At 33.6% G+C, this 21,376-nt stretch carries 15 protein-coding genes; 9 read left to right on the top strand and 6 right to left on the bottom strand.

The features are described 5' to 3' along the window. The first annotated feature begins 26 nt into the window (after positions 1-26). Positions 27-1,040 carry a LacI family DNA-binding transcriptional regulator gene (locus GJJ64_RS07710; RefSeq protein WP_317162919.1) on the top strand — a complete coding sequence of 338 codons (1,014 nt, stop codon included), beginning with the start codon at positions 27-29 and terminating at the stop codon, positions 1,038-1,040. A gap of 77 nt (positions 1,041-1,117) precedes the next feature. Then, entirely contained in the window at positions 1,118-1,582 is a 465-nt protein-coding gene (locus tag GJJ64_RS07705) for a response regulator (protein ID WP_154287185.1), read from the top strand. Here the strand turns inward: GJJ64_RS07705 and GJJ64_RS07700 are convergent. From GJJ64_RS07700 to GJJ64_RS07680, 5 genes are read right to left on the bottom strand one after another with little or no spacing between them, the layout of a single operon-like run. Beyond that, positions 1,579-1,983 carry a response regulator gene (locus GJJ64_RS07700; protein WP_154287183.1) on the bottom strand — a complete coding sequence of 135 codons (405 nt, stop codon included), beginning with the start codon at positions 1,981-1,983 and terminating at the stop codon, positions 1,579-1,581. The genes GJJ64_RS07705 and GJJ64_RS07700 overlap by 4 nt on opposite strands. A gap of 3 nt (positions 1,984-1,986) precedes the next feature. After that, on the bottom strand, positions 1,987-3,072 hold the full coding sequence (locus GJJ64_RS07695) for a hybrid sensor histidine kinase/response regulator (protein ID WP_154287180.1): 1,086 nt from the start codon (positions 3,070-3,072) through the stop codon (positions 1,987-1,989). A gap of 9 nt (positions 3,073-3,081) precedes the next feature. Next, complete coding sequence (locus GJJ64_RS07690; RefSeq protein ID WP_154287179.1) at positions 3,082-5,229, bottom strand: sensor histidine kinase; 2,148 nt, start codon at positions 5,227-5,229, stop codon at positions 3,082-3,084. 14 nt (positions 5,230-5,243) lie between these two features. Further along, positions 5,244-7,556: an Rv1355c family protein gene (locus GJJ64_RS07685; RefSeq protein ID WP_154287177.1), complete on the bottom strand. Its 2,313-nt coding sequence runs from the start codon at positions 7,554-7,556 to the stop codon at positions 5,244-5,246. A 10-nt stretch (positions 7,557-7,566) separates the two neighbouring features. Then, on the bottom strand, positions 7,567-8,382 hold the full coding sequence (locus GJJ64_RS07680; protein WP_154287175.1) for a hypothetical protein: 816 nt from the start codon (positions 8,380-8,382) through the stop codon (positions 7,567-7,569). A 401-nt stretch (positions 8,383-8,783) separates the two neighbouring features. Between GJJ64_RS07680 and uxaC the strand changes: the two genes are divergently transcribed. From uxaC to GJJ64_RS07660, 4 genes are read left to right on the top strand one after another with little or no spacing between them, the layout of a single operon-like run. After that, entirely contained in the window at positions 8,784-10,190 is a 1,407-nt protein-coding gene (gene uxaC, locus GJJ64_RS07675; protein WP_154287173.1) for a glucuronate isomerase, read from the top strand. Beyond that, positions 10,190-11,209 carry a sugar kinase gene (locus GJJ64_RS07670; protein WP_154287171.1) on the top strand — a complete coding sequence of 340 codons (1,020 nt, stop codon included), beginning with the start codon at positions 10,190-10,192 and terminating at the stop codon, positions 11,207-11,209. Before uxaC ends, GJJ64_RS07670 begins: the two co-directional genes overlap by 1 nt. Beyond that, positions 11,199-11,855, top strand: coding sequence for a bifunctional 4-hydroxy-2-oxoglutarate aldolase/2-dehydro-3-deoxy-phosphogluconate aldolase (locus GJJ64_RS07665; protein WP_154287169.1), 657 nt, complete (start codon positions 11,199-11,201; stop codon positions 11,853-11,855). The genes GJJ64_RS07670 and GJJ64_RS07665 overlap by 11 nt, the downstream gene beginning before the upstream one ends. Positions 11,856-11,885: 30 nt before the next feature. After that, positions 11,886-13,244: an MFS transporter gene (locus GJJ64_RS07660; RefSeq protein ID WP_154287891.1), complete on the top strand. Its 1,359-nt coding sequence runs from the start codon at positions 11,886-11,888 to the stop codon at positions 13,242-13,244. A 58-nt stretch (positions 13,245-13,302) separates the two neighbouring features. Here GJJ64_RS07660 and GJJ64_RS07655 read toward each other — a convergent pair whose 3' ends face one another. Continuing rightward, the gene (locus GJJ64_RS07655; RefSeq protein WP_154287167.1) at positions 13,303-14,310 is read right to left on the bottom strand and encodes a LacI family DNA-binding transcriptional regulator; all 1,008 of its coding nucleotides are present in this window, start codon (positions 14,308-14,310) and stop codon (positions 13,303-13,305) included. 357 nt (positions 14,311-14,667) lie between these two features. On the opposite strand from GJJ64_RS07655, the gene GJJ64_RS07650 reads away from it, so the two are divergent. From GJJ64_RS07650 to GJJ64_RS07640, 3 genes are read left to right on the top strand one after another with little or no spacing between them, the layout of a single operon-like run. After that, positions 14,668-17,856: a SusC/RagA family TonB-linked outer membrane protein gene (locus GJJ64_RS07650; protein ID WP_154287890.1), complete on the top strand. Its 3,189-nt coding sequence runs from the start codon at positions 14,668-14,670 to the stop codon at positions 17,854-17,856. Positions 17,857-17,867: 11 nt separating this feature from the next. Next, positions 17,868-19,721 (top strand): RagB/SusD family nutrient uptake outer membrane protein, encoded by a 1,854-nt coding sequence (locus GJJ64_RS07645; protein ID WP_195759254.1) that lies wholly within the window; start codon positions 17,868-17,870, stop codon positions 19,719-19,721. 13 nt (positions 19,722-19,734) lie between these two features. After that, a complete protein-coding gene (locus tag GJJ64_RS07640) occupies positions 19,735-21,336 on the top strand; it encodes a DUF5123 domain-containing protein (protein WP_154287164.1) in 1,602 nt (533 codons plus the stop codon). The last annotated feature ends 40 nt before the right edge of the window (positions 21,337-21,376 follow it).

The raw sequence follows: 21,376 nt of genomic DNA, 5'->3' as shown, positions 1-21,376 counted from the left end.
TCCTTTAATTTTATTTACTTTAAGCAGTGAAAAAGAAAGCAACCATATATGATATAGCCAGAGAGCTAAATATTACTGTTTCTACAGTTTCTAGGGCGCTCAATAATTTTTCTACTATTAGTGAGGCAACCAAAAAAGCCGTTTTTGAGACAGCTAAAAAATTAAATTACAGTCCTAATAGGCTAGCGTCCTCCTTAAAATCGGGTAAAACTTACACCATTGGTGTTATTATCCCTAGTATGGAAGTTCATTTTTTTGCTGTAGTTATACATAGTATAGAACAGGTTTTAAAGAATAATGGATACCGTATATTGCTATATCAATCAAATGAATCTGTTGAGAATGAAATTAATGGTGTAAAAACACTTTTAGAAGCTCAGGTAGATGGTATTATAGCTTCCATGTCTTTAGAAACAGAAGATACTTCACATTTCCAAACCCTCATTAAACAAAACAAACCCTTGGTTTTATTTGACCGTGTTGATAAAAGCTTAAATGTTTCAACAGTTACTTTAGATGATTTTAAAGCAGGTTATTTAGCAGCTCAACATTTGATACAACAAGGTTATAAGAATATTGCTTTTGTAACCACCATTCATCAAAATAGTATTTTTGGAAATAGGGTAAAAGGGTATAAAGCAGCCTTAATAGATCATCAGTTAGAGATAAAAGAACACCACATCATTTATGGTGGTTTATCTATTAAAGACGGACGTTACGGGGCAGATAAACTGATGCGAGAGCAAGACAGACCTGATGCTATTATTGCTGGTGACGATTATACAGCTTTAGGGGTTATCAAAAAATTAAAAGAGTTAGATCTTAGCCCTCCTCAGATAGGAGTTATTGGTTTTGCTAACGAAACATTTTCTGCTTTCATTACTCCAAATTTATCCACTATAGACCAACAGGCAAGTAAAGTGGGGTATGAATGCGCTCAAGGTTTTATGAAAATGATAGCAAGTGAAAATCCTTATGAAGTAGTTGAACATACAGTTATAGAGCCTTTGGTTATTGTTAGGCAATCCACCTCAAAATAATATAAGTGTAATTTTACACTTATTTTTAAGTGTAAAGTTTTATTATATTTATTTTTGAAATCTAATTCTATCCTCTCATGTCTGATAAAAAAATAGTTGTGCTTTATGTTGATGATGAAGAAAACAATTTAATTTCTTTTAAAGCCAATTTCAGGATGAAGTATCAAGTGCTTACTGCCATAAGCGGAGATGATGCACTTAAGATTATGGAAGGCAAAGCGGTAGATATCATCATTACAGACCAAAGAATGCCTAACATGACTGGTGTAGAGTTCTTGGAAAAAGTTTTAGAAAAGTTTCCAGAGCCTATGAGGATTTTACTTACAGGTTATGCAGATATGAGTGCTGTTATAGATGCTGTTAATAAAGGGAAAATTTTTCATTACCTAACTAAACCATGGAATGAAGAAGAATTAGATATGACTATTAAGAGAGCATACGATGTTTATCTTGAACGCAAAGAAATAGAATTAATGAATCAAAAGTTAGCCACTTCTAATGATCAGCTTGAGTTTCTCTTAAGACAAAAATTGCTTTCTTAACCAAATTCCTTATTTATTTTATTAATCATTTCTTCAAAATCTTCATAGCTATAAGGCTTTCTTAATACACCATAAACAGAATCATAAGTAGCTATTCTGCTAATATCATTTTTATTAAGTGAAGTGGTTATAGAGATAATGCGATAATGATTTTTAACCTCTTTAGGTAGGGTTTCAAATTCTTCTATAAATTGGAAACCATTCATTACGGGCATCATAATATCTAATAAAAGAATTGTTAAAGTATCTTCTTCTGGTTGCAGTGTTTTAACGTCTTGTAAAGCCTCTACAGCATTATCATAAGCTTTAAAATGATTACACTTACCAGTGTTATAGATAAGCTTTTCGGCTATATAACAATCTAGTTCTCTGTCGTCTACTATAATAAAGTTTAACTTCATGGTTTATTTATTAGGTATTTTGATAGTGAAAGTAGTGCCTTGGTTAAGCTCAGAGTCTACTTCTACCTGTCCGTTTAATTTTAATAAAGCGCTTTTAACATTAAATAATCCAAAGCCAGAACCGGCTTCTTTAATGTGAGCTCTAAAGAATAAATCAAATATCTGATTCTTGTATTTTTCATCAATTCCAGAGCCATTATCAGCAACAATAATGGTAGCAACACCTTTTTCTACAATAATACTCAAGCTTACAAATTTGTTTTCTTTTTCTAAAACTTGATATTTAAAAGCATTTGATAAAAGGTTGTTAATGATTAGGAAGATAGAAACTCTATCACTCCAGAAAGATTCTTCTTGCTGTACATGGATATTAAAAGTAATAGATAAAGTTTTAGCATAAATACTGTATACATCTTCCATTTCTTTAACAAGCGACTTAAAATCAATATCCGTGATTTTAAGTTCTCCTCTTTCTAAGCTATAATAATCATGCATACTTAGGATAAAATCATCAAGTTTCTGAACAGATTTGCTCATCATCCTTAAAATATCTTTTACCTCATCTAAGTTGGGTGTGGTTAAAGCTAAGTTTATCCCACCAGAAATACCTACCAGTGGTCCACGTATATCATGACTAACAGAGTAGGCGAATTTATCCAGTTCTGTATAAGCTTTATGTAATTCTTGATTTTTTAAAACCAGCATAGAGCTTGCCTCATAAAAATTTACGGCTTCTTCAATAGCACTAATGATATCGGCATCTATCCAAGGTTTTTTTACATACCTAAAAACATGACCTTTATTAATTGCATCAATAACCGCTTCTATATCAGAATAAGCGGTTAATAATATTCTAATAGGATAAGGGTGTGTACTTCTAATTTCAGCAAAAAAGTCTACTCCGGTTTGTCCGGGCATCCTTTGGTCGCAAAAAATTACTTTTATATCGGGATGTTTGCTTAAATATTGTATCGCTTCGGTTGTATTTTGTGCGGTAAAAATTTGATAATCAAAACGTAGCGAGGCTTTAAAACCTATAAGGTTATTCATTTCATCATCTACGTACAATATTTTAACTTTTTCTGACATTTTATATTTTTAACCTATAATAATTTGATGAATCACTGGAATTTTAATCAAAAATTCAGTGCCTTTATCCAGTTCTGTTTGAATAAAAATTTGTCCATTATGCTTTTTGATAGTGTTGTATGCAATAGACATACCTAAACCTGTGCCTTCGCCTACATCTTTAGTAGTAAAAAACGGATCAAATATTTTATTTCTAGTGCTATCAGACATTCCACAGCCATTATCTGTAATAGAGATATTTACAAAATCTTCTTCAGCAAAGGTTTTTAAGATGAGTAAGCCATCTTTACTTTGGGCATGCTTTGTAGCGATAGCATGTATAGCATTAGATATGATATTTAAGAAAACCTGGTTTAGTTTACCGGGATAACACTCAACTAAAGGTAAATCACCATAGATTTTCTCTACCTTAATGTTATTTACACTTAACAAATTATTCATAATAACTAAGGTAGAATCTAGTCCTTCGTTAATATCGGCTCGTTTTAAATCGTCTTCGTCTACCCTAGAAAATATTCTTAAACCTTTTACAATTTCTGCTGTTCTGGTTGCACCTTCATGTATACCTTTCAATAGATGGTTGATTTCCATTTTCAGGTAATCATAATCTAATTCCTCTTTGTATTCTTCAATCTCTTTTTGTTTCTCTTCTATACTCTTATCAGATAATCCTACTTTTTCTATAATATCAATAGCATCAAAAAGCATATTAACATCTCTAAGTAGTGGAGAAACGTTAGAAGTTACAAAGTTAATAGGGTTGTTAATTTCATGAGCAATACCAGCAGTTAATTGACCTAAAGAAGCCATTTTCTCTGCCTCTACCAGTTGGGTTTGCGTTTGCTTTAGATCTTCTAAAGTATTGCTAAGTTCTTCATTAGTCTCTATCAACTCAAAAGTTCTTTCTTTTACTTTTTGTTCTAGGATGATATTTTGTTCTCTTATGATACGCTCATTTTCTTTAGCTATAGCTAAGGCTTGAGCCTGAGATTGTTCTTTTTCTTTTTTAAGGATATTGATTCTATCTGCTAGTGCTAAAGAAAGTAATGTAACCTCTAAAGCAGTACCTAGCTGCATAGAGTAGTTGGTAAAAGTATTGTAAGGTAGTATACCAGAGTTTTTTAGGATAAATACAATCAACCCGATGAAGAAGCCACTCCATGCAATGAGGAAGAATTTAGCAGGGCGATAACCCTGAATAGTAATTGTAATGGCAACTATATAAATGATGATGATGGTGTATATAGCAGCAATATCTATTAACCTATAACTTATCAAATCAAAACCTATAACTCTGGCTGTAACTGCGCTGCTGTATAAGACTAAAGAAAGAATGAAAAAGTGATTAAGCTTTGGTGTTCTGGTTTTAGATTGTAAGAAAAGTCTGATAAAAATTACACCCGTTACGCCAGCTAAACCCGGAAAAACTACTAAGGCTTTGTGAAACAAAAAAGGTGTATCGTAAAAGATATATTTAAACGTGTGACCAGATAGCGTAATCTGCGTAAGCAAAGTAAATAAAGTGTAAAGCACATAATAGATATAGCTGGTGTCTTTAGTTGATATATACAAGAACGAGTTGTATAAAATCATGACCAGTAGTATCCCTATTAAAATTCCCCAGAATATATCTTGATTATTTAAAAAAGCCGATATTTTTAAGTCATTTCCTACATAAATAGGAAGGAACATTTGTTCGCTACTGTTAACTTTTAGGTAATAGGTTTGTTCTGTGCCTTTTGCTAAGTTTAAATCAAAAATTGCATGCTGATGCTTATATTTTCTAGCACTGAAATTTTTGTTGTTGCTTATTTTTTGAATATATAAAACTCCATTTTTTTGATAATAAAACTCGCTGTTATCCAATGATGAGTTTTCTATCATCATGAGGAGTTTTTGATGATTGCTTTGGTTATTGATGGTAAATTTTAGCCAAAAATTTGAATTGCTTAAGGGAAGTATAACTGTCTTTGCATCAGAAGGTTTAAATTCTCTGGATGCCATGATAGCTCTAATATTTAAATTTTTAGTTTCATCTTCTAAAACAGCAACATGATTTCCAATGATGATATTATCATTTTTAAACAGAATTTTTTGCTGGGCATTACTTTTTAAAGCACCTATTAAAATCAATAATAGAAAAAGGATATTCTTCATAAGACGAATCAAATTTAACTGATAAATAGAACTTTTTCTAAAGGTAATCTATGAGATTTTATTTCTGGTTCTTTTGCCATAGAAATTTTAGCCAAAAATACCTCTGCATGATGTTGGTTTAGGCCTGTTAAAGCTTCAAATTCTTTTCTAAGTAATTGTAGCTCTTTAATATTTTCTTGGTCTAAACCTTCCCCCTCACCATGATTTATTCTAGTAAATAAATATAAAGGTGATATTAAAGGATGTACAGCTAAACCAAGTTGCGTAGCTGCAAGCCAAAAGCGTTCCATGGCTTGGCCGCCAATGAAAAAGCTTTCTAGTTGATATTTTGGCACACTTATAAGACATAAAGCCGAAGCAGATTCTACAGTCTTTAAAGCTAAAGTATCAAAGGCTTTGCCGCCTTTTAACGATTTTAGGGTTTGTACAACGCCAGCATCTTTTATCATGCTTAATGCGGCAAGTTGCGAGTTGCTGAGCCCTAAAGTTTTTATATCAATACCATCTTTACTTCGTTCAGCATGGTTGGTGGTCCATCTCATCTCTCGGTACACAAAATCGTAATGACCTTCTTTATTGAGTAAACGTATCCTATCACAAATACCTATCATTTTTCCTAGTTTCTTAATTTCATCTTCTTGAGTGAAATATTGAAGCTTTACGTTTGGAATAGTTTGGGTGATGTTTTTTAAATGGTCTAATTTTTCTGTTGGCAAAAGTTGTTTTACAGAAGGATTACGGTTAGTACATCTTTTAAAAATATAGGCAGAGAGTTCTTTTAGTAATGCATTTGAAAGTAAAGTTAAGTTTTCAAAATGAATAGCTGCTACAAGTTTTTCATTCCCAGGAAGAGGAAAAAAATTAATCTTAGTTTCAAGCTTATGGTTTAAAGCTTGTAGATATAGGTTTTCATAAGCGGCACCTAAGGAGATAAATGAAGCCGTTTTTTGAAAATCTCCGAAAGAATAAGAACGATTTTCTTCATGGAAAAGATATAGAAAACCGTCCTGAAAAAGCCATTTCCAAGGTTGGTCATTCCCGGTAGATGGGGCTGCCGAAGCAGCACTGATTAGTTCTTTAATAATGCCAATATCAGGAAGGATAAAATCCTTACTTTTTGAGATGTTTACCTGTTTTACTAAACTTAATAAATCTTCTTTAGATAAAGGTTCATGAGGGTTTGTTCTTTCTGTTGAAAGTTCTGTTGAAGCATCTTTTGGGTTAGCAATTAATTCTTCTAAATCTATATAATATCTGCCAGAAGCATGAAACTGGTTCAATAAAATTCTTCTGCTTACATCAGCGGTTACAGCGCCACCCAAAGTAACAGAGCTAGCAAGCTGCGGCCATGTATTGATGGTTTGCTGTACTTCTACCATAGATGCTTTTCCTCTTAAGGAAATATTTTCGGCACCAAGCATTTGTAATATCAAAGGGATTTTATCCTCATTGCTTAATTCTTTAATGTTCTGCGGGTTTATTCCTTTTACTGTACCATGAAGCAGCTCTCTATTGGGTTCTAAATCAAATCGTTCTACATCAAGCATTCCTCTATCGCTGGTATCCATTAAAACCGGAATTTGCAACGCTTTAGCTTTATCTCTGGCTATAATTTTCATATCTAAACCATCGCATTCATCCACTAAAAGGTCTAGCTTACCATCTTTTAAAAAGAAATCATCCAAATTAACTTCTGTTAAACCTTCTTTAAAACAAACTACATTTAAAAAAGGGTCTATTTCTGAAATTTCACGAGCAGCAATAACCACTTTTGAAAGTCCTAAATTACTTACACCGCTTCTAATTCTGTTAAGATTACTTAATTCTAAAGTATCAAAATCTGCCAAACGTAACTCGCCACAACCTCTTTCCATAGCTAAGGTAAGTGCTATAGATTGCCCAACAGATAGACCTATAATTCCTATTTTTTTAGTCCCTAAAGTGTCTCTTTCGGCTCTGGTTATTTTATACTGATTACGGTTTGTTCTTACCTCAATAAATGCTTCTTTATCAAGTAAATGCACTAATCTTTTACTCCAAGGATAATATACCCAAACACCATAATGCGCTAAACTTAATGTACCAAGTTCTTCATCAATAAGTTTTTGTAATAGCTCCTCTGTTAATCTGATAGATGGATTTTTAGATTTTACAAGTTCTTGTAACTGGCTCCATATTTCATCATGTACAAATTGTACTTCTTGTTGTTCAAATAATTGATGATAGATTTGAAGGTCTTCTTTTTTGTAAATTCTAAGAATTAAAGGTTTGTAAGTTTCTTTAAGTTGTTTGTTGATGCTAAAATGAGAAGTGTTTGGGTCAGGCATTTTTTAAGGTTTAGTAGAAGATATCAAATTCATCTAGGTCTTTATTTTCTAAATCCGGATTTTTTAAAGAAGTGTTAGCTATTGCAGCTTTTAAATCCCAGTTTTCAAGGTTAGGGATTTGTATTTCATAATGTATTTCTATTTGCTTTTTCCTGAGTTCTTCTACACGAGTGATGTTCAAATGCTCTCTAAGTTTGAAAATAGCATCTCTTTCTTCGTTTACAGCTTTACTTAAAAACTCAGGATCTTTTAAAATCATTGTTGTAGCTATTAAATCTAATTTTGGATAGTAAAAAGTACCATTGTTACCTATACTGGTTTCTATTTCATAACCAGAGTTAATGCCCATTTGTACTGTATAAGGAGCGCAAAGCGCAAAAATAGATTTAATGCCAATTTGCGTAGAAATAGCCACACAAGCTCTTGATAAAAAGATACTTCCAACACCATAACCTGCAATTTCTCTAGAATTCCAAAGACCACAAAACTCACCCGTACCTTGTTGGGCATACTGATAAACAAGATTGGTTATTGCAGGATCTAGCGCTTTGGTAGCTTCCTCAATAGGTAATGGCTGGCTACCACCAGCAACATGGATACGTACGCCACCATAAACCTTTTTTTTATCTAAAGATTCTACAATGAGTACAAACGCACCAGGGTTATCTACCCATTCATTTTTAGATGATGTAACCTTAGTAACTCCAATACTGGTAAGTACATTTTTATGTCCTTCTACAAATAAGGCGCAAGTTTCTGGGTCATCTATAGCCCTAAAAGCTCTTAACCTTACTTCTGGTTTCTCTTTGTTTAAATAAGACTCCATTAACATAAGTACTAAGGTGTTGTTAAATAAATATATCTAAGAAAATCTTATACCAAATAAGCAAGGTAAAAGTTATTAATATTTTTTTTATTGAGGCTGAAATTAATAAATAAAATAGCTTTTATATCGGTTTTAATTTGATTTGAACCTAAAATAGCTATCACTTAGGTGTTTATTTAAAAAGTAATATCATTAATCGTTTAAAATTATTGTAACCACTAAGTGTTCTATATCCTAATTTAAGTAATAAAAAATCTATAAAAGAATTAGAATTTATGGGTTTAACTAAAAAATCCACATTTAATAGTGTAAATAAGCAATATTTTTTACAAATTGGCATCGCCGTAGCAACCAGTTAGAAATAATAGAATTAGGCAACAAAAAACAACAGAAATTTCCAAATGAAAGAAGGCGCAGTAATACCAGAGGATTTTTTACTTTACAGCAAGCAGGCAAAGGTTTTATATCATGATTATGCTAAAGATTTACCTATTATTGATTACCATAATCACCTTCCTCCACAAGAGATTGCAGAGAATAAAAAATTTAGCAGCTTAACAGAAATCTGGTTAAAAGGAGATCATTACAAATGGAGAGCCATGAGAGCTCTTGGTGTAGATGAAAATTATATAACCGGTAATGCTTCTGACGAGGAAAAATTTAATGCTTGGGCTAAAGTAGTTCCGGCTACGGTAAGAAACCCACTTTTTCATTGGACACATATGGAGCTTAAGAATCCTTTTGGGGTTCATAGCTTTTTAAACGAGCAATCGGCATCTAAAATTTATAGTCATGCAAATGAGCTGTTAAGTCAAGATAGTTTTAGCACACAAGGTTTATTAACACAGTTTAATGTGGTGATGGTAGGTACTACAGATGATCCTTGTGATGATTTAAAATACCATAAGCAATTACAAGAAAGTGGCTTTGCAATTAAAGTAAAACCATCTTTCCGTCCGGATAAATCTTTATTAATTGGCGATGTAAATGCTTACAGAGCTTATATCCAGAAATTATCAGCAGCATCGGGGATACAAATTACAGATGTAGAGTCTTTAATTGCAGCATTAAGAAATAGGGTTGATTATTTTGAGGCTCATGGTGCAAGTATTTCTGACCATGGTTTACAAGCTATTCCATCAAAGTTAACTTTAACAGATGCCCAAAAACAAGAATATAAAAAGCTTTTAGCTGGTGATGTAGATACTTTCTCTGATACCGATGCTTTTGCGGGATACGTTTTAACAGAGTTAGGCAAAATTTATCATGAAAAAGGTTGGGTACAGCAATTCCATTTGGGTGCTATACGTAACAATAACCATGGTATGATGAGAAAATTAGGTCCTGATACCGGATACGATTCTATCGCCGATTTTAAACAAGCCGAAAGCCTTTCTAATTTCTTAGGTAATCTTTCTTTAGAAGACCAATTAACCAAAACCATTCTTTATAACCTTAACCCAGCAGATAACGATGTTTTTGCTACCATGATAGGAAATTTTGCCGATGGTAAAACAAAAGGTAAGATGCAATTTGGTTCTGGCTGGTGGTTTTTAGACCAAAAAGACGGTATGGAGAAACAATTGAATTCTCTATCAAATATGGGAGTTTTAAGTACTTTCGTTGGGATGTTAACAGATTCTAGAAGTTTCCTTTCTTACTCTAGACATGAGTATTTCAGAAGAATATTATGTAACCTTTTAGGTGCCGAGATGGAGAATGGCCAAATTCCTGATGATGAAAAATGGATTGGACAAATTGTTAAAGATATCTGCTACTATAACGCTAAACAATACTTTAATTTATAATGAGCAAAATATTAACCTTTGGTGAGTTATTACTAAGAATTTCTCCGGATGCAAACGGCGAATGGTTAAAAAATAATGAGATCCCAATTTTTGTTGGCGGAGCCGAGCTAAATGTAGCTACCGGCTTAGCCATTTGGGGTGCTGATGTATCTTTCTTTACTGCCTTGCCAGATCATGATCTTACCAAAGAAATTCTAGGTTATGTAGAAAATTTAAATATTGATGCTTCAAGAATTGCATTACAGGGAGAGCGTATAGGAATTTATTACCTTACCCAAGGTAGAGATTTAAAAAGTGCAGGTGTAATTTATGATAGGGCATATTCATCTTTTTATGCTTTAAAACCTGGTGATGTAAATTGGGATAAAGTACTAGAAGGTATAAGTCATTTTCAATTTAGCGCCATATGCCCTGCTGTTTCGCAAAATGCTGCAAACGTTTGCCTTGAGGCTGTAAAAGCTTGTAAAGCGAGAGGTATACACGTTTCTTTGGATTTAAATTATAGAGCTAAGCTTTGGAAGTATGGTAAAAAACCAGTAGAAGTTATGCCAGAAATTGCTTCTTATTGCGATTTAATCATGGGTAATTTATGGGCAGCTCATCAAATGTTAGGTACGGCATTAGATGATGCTTTGATAACTCAAGATGCTAAGAACGCTTATCTTCAACATGCAGAAAAAACATCCTTGGAGATTATGAGTAAATTTCCTAACTGTAAAGCAGTAGCTAATACCTTCAGGTTTGAAAACGGTGAAGGTATTAATTACTATACCACGTTTTATAAAGAGGCCAAACTACATGTATCTCAACAATATCAGGTAGATAAAATCATTAATAAAGTAGGAAGTGGAGATACCTTTATGGGTGGTTTACTCTTTGGTATATCATCTGGCTATAGCACACAAGATACTTTAGAATTTGCAACGGCGGCAGCTTTTAAAAAGCTTTTCATCCCAACAGATTCAACATCAACAACTAAAGAAGAAATATTACAAACTATAAAAGACTATGCCTCATAAACAAACTGTCTTAGACACCATTATTGGCCAGGGGATGCTGCCTCTGTTTTATCATGAAGATAAAGAGCTAAGTTTAGATATCATTAAAACCTTATACCAAGCAGGCGTAAAAACGCTAGAATACACCAACCGTGGTCCTGCTGCTTTAGAAAATTTTAGATATCTAAAATCACAATTAAAAGATCTTCCTGATTTTTATTTGGGTATAGGTACCATTAAGAACACCAAAGAAGCACAAGATTTTATTGATGCTGGTGCAGATTATATTGTTTGCCCTACGGTAAATGTTGCAGTAGGCGAATTGGTTAATAGTCTTGATATGCTTTGGATACCAGGCTGTATGACACCTACAGAAATTAGTACCGCACAAGGAGTTGGCGCATTATTGATTAAACTTTTCCCGGCAAATGTTTTAGGAACTGGTTTTGTAAGTGCTATAAGAGAACTTTTTGTTGGGCAGCATTTTATGCCAACAGGCGGTGTAGAAATCGAAGAAAAAAATATTAGAGAATGGTTTAAAGCCGGAGTTTCTGCAGTAGGAATGGGGAGCAAACTTATCAGTAAAGATGTAATGCAAAACAGAGCTTTAGATGAGTTAGCAAAAAATACAGCTGAAGCTTTTAGGCTCATAAAACTTTGTAAATAAATCCAAATTATATAAACCAAAATTAAAATGATGAACGAAAAAATAGGGAAATTCAGGTGGACAATATGTTCGCTTTTATTTTTTGCCACTACAGTTAATTATCTGGATAGGCAGGTATTAAGTTTACTGCAACCGTTGCTTGCAGAAGAATTTGGCTGGACAAATTCTGATTATGCCAATATTACAGCTGTTTTTCAGTTTGCGTATGCAATTTCTATGCTTTTTGCAGGGCGTTTAATTGATAAATTAGGAACTAAATGGGGTTTTGCTTGGGCTTTAATCATTTGGTCTTTAGCCGCTATTATTCACGCTTATGCAGAGGCTTTAGGCGAATTAGCATCTCCTCTCTTTATTTCTCTTGGTATTGCTTTACCAGTTTCTGTTATAGGATTCATGATAGCAAGAGCGCTATTAGGGTTTGGAGAGTCTGGTAACTTTCCTGCTGCAATTAAAGCTACTGCAGAGTATTTTCCTAAAAAGGAGAGGGCACTTGCCACAGGTATTTTTAATTCTGGCTCAAACGTAGGAGCTATTTTAGCACCTATAACAGTGCCTTGGGTAGCTTCACATTGGGGTTGGGAACTTACTTTTTGGATAATTGGAGCAATTGGTTTTTTATGGCTATTGTTTTGGTTTTGGCTTTATGAAACTCCTGCTAAGTCTTCTCGCTTAAGTGAAGCTGAAAGAGCTTACATCAACAGTGATATTGAAGATCAAAAAGTAGACACTACAAATGAAGTAGTAGAAAAAGTATCGTGGTTTAAGCTATTAGGATTTAAACAAACATGGTCTTTTGCTTTTGGGAAATTCATGACTGATGGTGTATGGTGGTTCTTTTTGTTCTGGCTACCAGCTTACCTTAAAGCACAATACGGTATGACAGGTACGGATATTATGTTGCCACTTTCTATACTTTATAGTATGACCATGTTTGGTAGTATAGGTGGAGGTGCTTTCCCTATGTATTTTATCAATAAAGGTTATAAACCATATGATGGAAGAATGAGAGCTATGTTTATTATTGCTTTATTCCCATTGGTAGTACTTTTAGCACCTGTTTTAGGTGAAATAAGCTTCTGGTTCCCTGTATTATTAATTGGTATTGGAGCTTCAGCACACCAAGCTTGGTCTGCTAATATTTTTACAACAGTTTCTGATATGTTCCCTAAGAAGTCAGTAGCATCTGTTACAGGTATTGGCGGTATGGCCGGAGGTTTAGGTGGTGTAGTTATGAGTAAGCTAGGTGGATACTTGTTTGATTATTATGAGAAACTTGGACATGTAGAAACAGGTTATACCATAATGTTTACTATTTGTGCTTTGGCTTATGTAGTAGCTTGGTCTGTAATGAAAACTTTAGTGCCAAAAATGAAAGCTGTAGAGATTTAATCTATGCTTTTAACTTTAGCTAAAAAAGCTGCCTTTTTGATAAGAGAGGCAGCTTTTTTTATGCACCGTTTGGATGAAGCGTAGTATCTAACATTATAGATTCAAATTCTTCAATAGGGTATTTACTTTCGATAATATTAATAAGCATTTCGGTAGCTTTTTTACCCATCTCAAAAGCAGGTTGTCTGATATATGACAAAGAAGGGTTTAACAACTCTACCAATTCTGAGTTACTAAAGCCTGCAACCAGAATATTACTATTTGTAGCATATTTTTTTAAAGTACTTAAGCAGCCAGTACTAAGTCTATCGCTGGCAACAAAAATGGCGTCTGGAGGGTCATGATCAATAAATTCTCTTACGGCAATTTCTACTTCCATTTTATCTCTTCCACCGTGTTTGCAGTATTTTATTAATTTATCATCTACCGGGATATTATGTTTTTTTAAAGCTTCTTCATAGCCTTTTTGTCTTTCGGCAGTAATAGAAAGTTGAGAGGCGTTTGCTAAATGGGCAATACGCTTGCATCCCTTCTTAATTAAAAATTCTGTAGCCTCAAAAGCACCTTTTACATTATTACTTGATACTTTATGAGTATTCATCGAGTTTAAAACCCGATCAAAAAAGACAATAGGTAAGCCTTGCTCATGTAATTTTTCTAAATGGCTATAATCTTTAGTTTCTGCACTTAAAGAAACTAATAAGCCATCAATAGAACGGTTAGCTAAGTGTTCTACGTTAATCACTTCTCGGTCATAACTATCATGAGTTTGTGAGATAATGACGTGGTAACCTTTGCTATAAGCAACAGATTCTATACCATCTATAGCTTGAGAAAAAAACTGATTGGCAACTTCGCAAACAATAACTCCAATAGAATAACTTCTTCTTTCTTTAAGGCTTAAGGCTATAGGATTTCTTTTGAAATTAACTTTCTCGGCATAGTCTAAAACTATTTTTTTTGTTTCTTCACTAATTTCATAACCGCCTCTTAAGGCTCTTGAAACCGTTGAAGTAGATAGATTTAAAGCTTTGGCTATATCTTTTATCGTAGTAGGTTTAAACATTAGGCTAAGTGGTTTAAAAAGCTTCAAGATAAATTTAGAAAAAATATACATAAAAGCCTTTTAAAGTTGAAAAAATGTTTAGCTGACATTTACGGTATCGATGCCGGCATCGATTGCGTAGTTTTTTTAAAGTAGATACTTTTTTTTTCTTTAAAAACTGTTTACCATTGTTCAAGCCAATTAAATAAACATATCATTTTACACCTACTCATAGCAAGATTTCCACTTGAAAAAGCTGGTCTATCATGATTTTTATTCATGCGGTTTTAATAACTCTAACCTAAAGTGTTAAAAATTATAAACAAAATTATGATTAAACGATTTCTACTGTTTTTAGTCTTGCTAAGCGTCATTGCGATGTCTGCTTTCTCACAGACAAGACAAATCACCGGTAAAGTAATTGACAAGTCTGGGGAGGCTCTCATAGGTGTAAGTGTAGGCATAAAAGGAACCAGCCAAGGAGCTACTACAGATGTTAATGGTTCATTTAAGTTAAATATCCCAAGTGTAGGTAACACAGTACTAGTTGTAAGATACATTGGTTTTAAATCAAAAGAAATTACGGTTGGTAGTCAAAATAATTTCAATATCACTTTAGAAGATGATACTAAATCTTTAGATGAAGTTGTAGTTGTTGGTTATGGTACTGTTAAAAAAAGTGATTTAACAGGTTCTGTTGGTGTTGTTACAGGTTCAGAATTAGCTAAAGTTCCAGTTCCAAACGTAGCAGAAGCCTTAACAGGAAAAATTGCTGGTTTACAGGTCGTTACCACAGAAGGTTCTCCTGATGCCGAAATTAAAGTAAGGTTAAGAGGAGGAGGTTCTATATCACAAGATAACTCACCTCTTTATATTGTGGATGGTTTTCCGGTAAGTAGTATCAACAACATAGCGTCATCAGATATAGAAAATATTACTTTTTTAAAGGATGCTGCTTCAACCGCTATTTATGGTTCTAGAGCGGCAAATGGGGTAATTGTTATCACAACTAAAGAAGGAAAAGAAGGGAAAATTAGTGTAACGGCTAATGCTTATGCTGGTTTTAGAACCATTACTAAAGAGCTAGAGGCTTTGAGTCCTTACGAGTACGTATTATATCAATACGAACTTGATCAAACTACTACCTTTCAAAATTATTATGGGGTTTATCAAGATTTAGACATCTATAAATCAGTTCAAGGAAGTAATTGGCAAGACCAAGTATTTGGTAGAAACGCTTCTCAAGAGTTTTATAATTTAGGAATTAGTGGAGGCTCAAAAAATACCAGATACAACTTTGGTTTAACAAGAAATAAAGAACAAAGTGTGATGATAGGCTCTGGTTACGAGCGTAACAACTTAAATTTTAAACTCAATACAGATATCTCATCTAAACTAAGTGTAGACTTTAATACAAGATTATCTTATTTATTAATAGACGGTGCGGGTGTAAACGTTGGCTCTGGAGCTACTACACGTTTAAGAAACTCTATAAAATATGCACCAACAAGAGGTTTAAGAGGTTTTGAACAATCATTGGTAGATGATGATGACTTTATTGATGCAGAAACTCAAAGTTTATTGTATAATCCGGTAGAATCTGCTCTGGATGAATATAAAAAGCAATACAGGTTTAATAACAACTTAAACGCGGGCTTAAAATGGAAAATCACCAAGAAGTTTTCTTTCAGAACCGAAGGTGGATACGAATTTAGATACGATAAAACAGATAACGTTTGGGGGCCGGCAACCTCAAATGCTAGAAATTATGCTGGGCAGCCTATAGGAAATGTATCCTCTTTAAATGGCAATTCCTACCGTGTAGCTAACTATTTTACTTATGATAACAATAAATTTTTAAGTAAAAATCATGCTTTAAATGTTGTAGCAGGTCAAGAACTTTTATCATCGGGTTTTAAATCAGTTACCAATGAGTCTAGATTTTTCCCGGTAGATATGAGTGCTGATGATGTATTAGCAAATTTTAATTTTGGTACAGCAATACCAACAGTAAGCTATATTTCTCAGGATGATCGTTTATCATCTTATTTTGGAAGATTAAACTATACTTTTAAAAATAGATACATCCTAACCAGTACTTTAAGAGCAGATGGTTCAAGTAAATTTGCTCCGGGTAACCGTTGGGGATATTTTCCTTCAGTAGCAGTAGCTTGGAAAATGACTGAGGAAAATTTCCTAAAATCCCAAGCAGATTGGTTACAACAATTAAAATTAAGAGCTAGTTATGGTAGTACGGGTAATAATAGAATTCCAAATAATGCTTGGCAATCTATTTATACCACCAATAATGAAAACAAGCCATATTTCTTGAACGAGGTAGAGTCTAGCAACTTTATCCCGGGTAACTTTTTATATAATCCAGAATTAAAATGGGAAACTACTGTTAACAGTAACGTTGGTTTAGATGCAAGTTTATTTAACGGAAGGATTAATGTAGTTTTTGATGCTTATTTAAATAAAACTAAAGATTTATTAGTACAAGCGCCTTTAGCACAAAGCTCTGGTTTTCCTAGTCAATACCAAAACTTTGGCAGTACTTCAAACAGAGGTATTGAGCTAACCTTGGATGGTTATATCATTGATAAAAAAGATTTTAAGCTTTCTGCATCTGTTAATTTTGGTATCAATAGAAATAGAGTTGAAGAGTATAAAAATGGAGATGCTAACTTCAAGTTATTTACTTCTGGTTGGAATGGTACAGCACAACCTCTTGAAGACTATCTCATACAACAAGGTTTGCCAGTTGGGCAAATGTTTGGATATGTAACCGATGGGATGTATTCATTTAATGATTTTACTTGGAATGCAGGAGCTCAAAAATGGGATCTTGTATCAGGCGTACCAAATAACAGTGCTTTAATTTCTGCAAATTATTTTGGCCCAGGAACTCTTAAGTTTAAAGATATAAGCGGTCCTGACGGGGTGCCTGATGGTGTAATCAATAGTTTTGATAGAACGGTTATTGGTAACTCAAACCCAAAACATATTGGTGGCTTTAACTTGGTAGCAAAATATAAAGCATTTGATTTGTTTGCGGCTTTCAACTGGACTTATGGGAACAGTATTTACAATGCCAATAAATTAGATTTTACCTCTTTCCTTTTATCTAGGAGATATCAAAACTTAACATCAGAAATGAGTATCAATAATAGGTTTACTACTATTGATCCGTTAACAGGTAATAATATTGCTTATGGCAGATTTGGAGATCCACAAAGATTACAAGAGCTTAATCAAAATGCTTCTATTTGGCATCCGTTAATGACACAAACTCCTTTACATTCTTGGGCTATAGAAGATGGGTCTTTCTTAAGATTAAATACTTTAACATTAGGCTATACCTTACCTAATAAGGTTTCTAAAAGATTAGGTATGAGTAATTTAAGATTGTATGTAACTGGTTATAACTTGTTTATCATTACCAACTATACAGGTTTTGATCCAGAGGTGGACGCCAGAAGAAACCCACCTGTAACGCCAGGAGTAGACTACTCTGCTTATCCAAAGAGTCGCTCATTTATTGGAGGAATTAATGTTACATTTTAATGAAGTTGATTATGAAACAGAGAATATTAATAGCAATATTAGCTTTAACTAGCTTTAGCATAGTATCTTGTAATAAAGATTATTTAGATACCTCATCACCATCAGAATTTACATCAGATTTGGTGTTTACATCGCCAACTTATACAGATTATGCTGTTACTGGTATATATGCTTTGCTTACACAAGACCAAATGTATTCTGCAAGGTTATCACTTAATTATGCCACCAATTCTGATATAGAGATTGTTGGCGCAGATGCAAACAGTTATAAAGAAAATACTAACCGTGGATTATCAAATTATTTAGGTACACCTGATAATAACTCTATCTCAAGAGAGTGGACATTAATTTATAAGATGATAGAAAGAGCTAATCTTTGTATCGATGGGATTAAAAAAAGTCCGGTAATGTCTACTGCCGATTCTACCAAAATGAAAGCCTACTTGGGTGAGGCTTTAACCCTAAGAGCTTTAGCTTATTTTGAATTGGTTAAAAATTGGGGCGATGTACCTTATAAAGCAGAGCCTACAAAGTTTGATCTTTCTAACGTTTACCTACCAGTAACCGATAGAGATACTATTTATGACAACATCATTGCTGATTTATTAGAGGCAGAAAAATATGTTCCTTGGGTTAAACAAGGTAATTATACAAGTGTAGAGCGTGTAACTAAAGGCTTTATCAAAGGTTTAACTGCCAGAATAGCCTTGTTTAGAGGTGGATATTCTATCAGAAACAAACCGGGTTTCCCTACAGAAAGAGGTAGCGATTGGAGAAAATATTACCAATTGGCCAATCAGAAATGTAGTGAGGTGATGCAACAAGGAGTGCATCAGTTAAATAACAACTATATAGATGTCTGGAAAAAATTATGCCGTTTAGAACTTGATGGTACTTTTAATGAGAACTTATTTGAGGTAGCACATGGTTTAGGAAGAAGTGGCGAGATGGGCTATTCTATAGGAATTAGGTTTTACACCAATGCTAAATACGGTTTTGGTAATAATGCCAATGTGGTAAATACAACGGCTTATTATTTCTACATGTTTGATGCCAAAGATATAAGAAGAGATAACACCATAGCTTATTATACTTATAGCAATAGTGCGGGCGATGTAAAAGAGATATTCCAAACCAACCCTTTGTCTTACAATTTTGCTAAATGGGATCAACGTTTTATGGGCGAAAAATGGTCTGCGCTAAATAAAGCAGCTCAGGGAAAATTTGGATACGGTATCAATTGGGCAGTAATGCGCTACTCAGACATCTTATTAATGTTTGCAGAAACAGAAAATGCACTTAACGGAGCGCCTACTGCTGCTGCTAAATTAGCCTTGAAACAAGTAAGAAGAAGAGCATTTATAGAGGCAGATCGTCCTGCAAAAGTAGAAGCTTATGTTGATGCACTTAATAGCGAGTCGGCGTTTTTTAATGCTATTGTTGATGAAAGAGCATTTGAATTTGGCGGAGAAGCTATTCGTAAGTATGATTTAATTCGTTGGAACTTATTAACCGCTAAAATTCAGAAGCAAAGAGATGATTTCAAGAAAATGTTAGCCGGTACAGCTCCTTATGATGCTTTACCAAAGTTCTTATTTTATAAATATGAAACTAATAACGAAATCTTAGAAAAATCAACCATAAACTTCTACACAGATCGTGGAGCTGTAGATATAGCAGGTTTTACTAGAATACCATGGTTATCTGGTTCAACAGCAGCAAATATCACCAGTTATATAGAGCGTATAGATTTATTTAGCAGCGGTCTTAACTCGGCAGGTGTAGAAAACAGGCATTTATACCCAATTCCTAATTCTGTTATTAGCGAATCTCAGGGTACTCTTAAAAACGGATATAACTTTTAATAGATAAACAGTTATGAAAACAATAAAGAAGATATTTTTACAAGTCTTTGTTATAGGCTTAATCATAACAGGATTGTCTTCCTGTAAAAAAACTTTAGAATGGGAGGTTGATGAAAGTTTTGATAGACTGTTTCGTCCTTCAGAATTAACTGCTTCTGTAAGCGGTGTTACAGCAACCTTAACTTGGAAAGGCAAGCCAGCTACAAATTCTTATGTGGTTGAATTAAGTAAGGATAGTTTGCAGTTTTCGCAGATTGTAAGTACTTATAAAACTCAAGGTGTTAAAACTGCAAACGGATATAGTTTTGAAATCCCAGATTTGTTAGATCCTACAACCAGATATTCTGCAAGAATAAAAGGTATAGATACTACCGATGTTAAAAATGAATCGCAATGGACAGCTGTTACTTTTAAAACAGCCACAGAGCAAATTATGCTAAATGTAACTCCTGCCGATGTAACCACAACTACAGTAGTTTTAAAATGGAGAATACCTAATCAAGTTTCTCATTTCATGATTGGAACAAACAGGTATGATATCTCGGCTCAAGAAAAAGCAGCAGGAACAAAAACTATCACTGGTTTAACTCCAGACAATGGTTATACAGCAGTTTTATACTATAATAATTCTATTAGGGGTTCTCAGCCATTCCGTACTTTATCACTATTACCAACTGGACCCAATGTTGTTAATGTTGGAGCAACAGATGATTTAGCTGCTTTATTACAGAATGCTGCTAATGGGACTATATTTGTACTATTACAAAATTCTGTTTATAGCTCAGATAACACGGTTGTTTTACCAGCCAATACGTCTATTACCATTTACGGTCAAGATGGGCCAAATAAGCCAATAGTAGCTTTAAACGGGATAACACTTGGTGCAGCCCATGGCACTATTAAATTTGAAAATATAGATTTAAGCGGTTATCAATTTGGAGACCCAACAAAGGCTAAGCGTAATTATATATTTAACCAAAGTCTTTCTTCTAACACTACAGAAATAATATTTGAAAACTGTATCATCAGGAATTTTGTAAATACGCCAATGCGTATGCAAGGTGCAAACCCAATTACTATAGATAAGTTTACCGTTAATAAATGTATTGTTTATGATATTGGCGATAATGCCTCTAATGGTACTTATGCGTTTATAAATACCAACGTAGCTACAGGTAAAATCAATAATATCACTATTACCAATAGCACATTTTATAAAATAGGTTATGGTTTAATATTGCATAACCTGGCACCAACAAATGCTTTAATTATAGAGAATAATACCTTTAACAATGTTGTTGGTAACGCAAGATATCTTATTGATTATAATGCGCAAAACGTAACTACTTTCTCTTTCAAGAACAATATTATTGGTAAAACTTTATCTCCTACGGCATCTGCAAGAGGCATACGTTACGGAGGAACTTCTTTGGTGGTAGTAAATTCTTATAAAACTACTGATGCTGTAATTTCTGCTAATGCTATTCCTAATATCATAGATTATAATAATGCAAGCACTGCATTATTCACCAATCCAGATAATGGTAATTTCACCATCCTAGATAATTCCTTTATAGGGAAATCTGATTCTGGAGACCCTAGATGGCGTAAATAAATATTATAAAGCAGGAGAGGCTTTTTGGCACTCCTGCTTT

Source organism: Pedobacter puniceum (assembly GCF_009674685.1).
Taxonomy (GTDB): Bacteria; Bacteroidota; Bacteroidia; order Sphingobacteriales; family Sphingobacteriaceae; genus Pseudopedobacter; species Pseudopedobacter puniceum.
This window is presented reverse-complemented; position numbering and strand designations above follow the sequence as displayed.